This window comes from Microcoleus sp. Pol14D4, assembly GCF_036701245.1.
Taxonomy (GTDB): Bacteria; Cyanobacteriota; Cyanobacteriia; order Cyanobacteriales; family Microcoleaceae; genus Microcoleus.
In genome coordinates, this window is sequence record NZ_JAUBQM010000183.1 from 1 (window position 1) to 2,261 (window position 2,261).

Consider the following 2,261-nt stretch of genomic DNA (forward strand, 5'->3'; position numbering starts at 1 on the left):
CCACCTATCTGGAGTGCATACCTATCGCTGACATCATTGGCGATACCGCAATGCAGTTGCGGTGAGCAGTTACGTTTGTAAGCATCGATAGCTGCCGGCAATGACCCTAAATCCGTGAGAATAAACCATGCTCGATCAACCTTCCATGCCCTATAGTTTCTTTTCCACTTGCAAGCAACATCAAATCTTGTGGCATGCCGAGTGTTTCTCAGTCTTTTACCTTAAAAATATAAAGAGGTTCCTGGAACTATTCTTAATTCATCTAACCGTTGCCAAACTAAATGTTCTATTTCGATACAATAATTCCTCTTCAGTCTTCAGCAAAAAGACACACCCTTTTCTTTCAGCCAGAATCCTTGCGTCTACCGAACAAAATTCACGGTCTCCTAAAACGATGAATTTATCTTCTGAAAATAATGGTCAAACTTGCTGTAGATTTGTAGCTTGTTCCTCGAAGTTGCTGCTGCCCAATTTGGGCAACAATGACCAGTATAACGGAATTGCTCTTCGCTCCCAGATTAAGCTAACCATGAACAGATTAATACACCCCCATTGACTGCGAGCGATGGATCTTGATAAGCGATTACCAACACGGCAATAAGTGGTCAACCAATAAGTAATTAATGGGAACCAAATTAATTCGATCGCCCGAGTGAGATAAATCTAAAAATCTTTGTAATTTTCGTCGCCGACTTTCCGCTGTAATTAGACACGGAAATACTCGGGACAGCCGTTCTAATCTCACTTGTTTTTCAGATTGCATCAATGATAGCAAGGTTGTCATGACCAAAAACTGAGATGGCGTCAGGTATTTTTGTAAATGGGTCTGGTAGAATCTTAGTATCATTATTTTTTTGGATAGGCAAGCGTGTAATAATTCTGCTGCCTATCTTTTTTTACCACAAGTTGGCTCAATCCTTACTAACTCTGGGTTTGGGGCGGGTTGTCACCCCCCAGATTCTACCCAAGTTCTTAAACCATAAAAATTACCTACTTCTCTGGGTGTAATTTTGGGAAATTTACTCATTACATACCAAGTAGTGTTTTTGGACAGCTCCTCTTTATCAGTTGTGATTTGCTAATATTTAATTTCCGGATTATCACCACAAATAATCTCTCTTATATATCTGTCTTCCGAGCTTAAACCTGAGAAGACACGTTTGAATATTTGCCACTTTGAATATTTGACTTTCGCGTCTGTAACTCCCCATGCTTTGTGGTTATAGCGAATTACCAAAATAAAATTTAGATTCAATTCCTCTAGTATTTGAATAAAAATTTTACTGCTCTCTCCGTATAAACTATCTGCTAGGACAAGATTAAATTTAAATCCCATCGCATGCAATTGTCCGATCATTTTCGCTGCAATTTCAGGTTTAGTTAGGTATTGATCTTCTGGTTGCAGTCTTTCTATCGCTTTATCAACTTCAAATAATAGAGGAAAAGTCCAGCCAGATCAAACACCATACGCTGTAACTGCAACGATACCATTATCTGTTTTACCTCAATAAATTTCCAATGTACTGCCGTTTTACATAATCAGTCGCATCCCCTTTTTTATCTCCTGTCTCGTCAATTATTAGTAATATTGGAAGTCCTTGCAGTACATATAATATTAATTCTAATCGTTTCGTTGCTTCCTTAATTATTGTACATCCCAGGGTTATTGTGTTAAAAAATTGTGTGATGCTTGATGATTATTTAGCCCTATAACTTTCGCTATTAATGGTAGTGTTTTGCGTTTTATGTCCGATATAATACCGATATGTAAGTAATTAAAAGATTCAAAGCTCCTAACTTGTGGAAATATGTTTTGGTAAATTTGACAGTATTCATCTATAAATTTGACTGCGGGTACTGGTTGACGAGGCTCTACCATAGGACTGGCAATGCTTTTGGGGTGTGTCACCGATTATACTACCACGAGAGTGACAAAAGAGGGTTAAGTTTAGAGAGTAAAGTCAAGCTATCCATTTCAGGCATATTAAGATCGGTCACTATTCTATCTAGATTTGGATGTTGTTTCAACTTTCCAGCGCTTGTATGCAATTGTGGGCCTAAAAAAGGGGCCATTTTTCGGCGCTGATTTTTTTCCTAAATCTCTGGGAAAGTAGAAATTATAAATAGGGTTCATCATCCACAAACAGTATTTTTGCTGACATATTAATTTTTCATTGACTCTTAAAACTGTAGTTTAGACTAACCAAAGATGAGAACGGTGGCAAAAGAAGAACTAGAGCCACCGCGCCAGGAGAGAATGA

1 pseudogene is annotated in these 2,261 nt (G+C 38.1%); it reads right to left on the bottom strand.

Annotated features, from left to right (window positions below):
• Positions 1–952 precede the first annotated feature (952 nt).
• Positions 953–1,879, bottom strand: a pseudogene (locus QUA33_RS27940) (transposase); the annotation flags it as partial.
• Positions 1,880–2,261 lie beyond the last annotated feature (382 nt).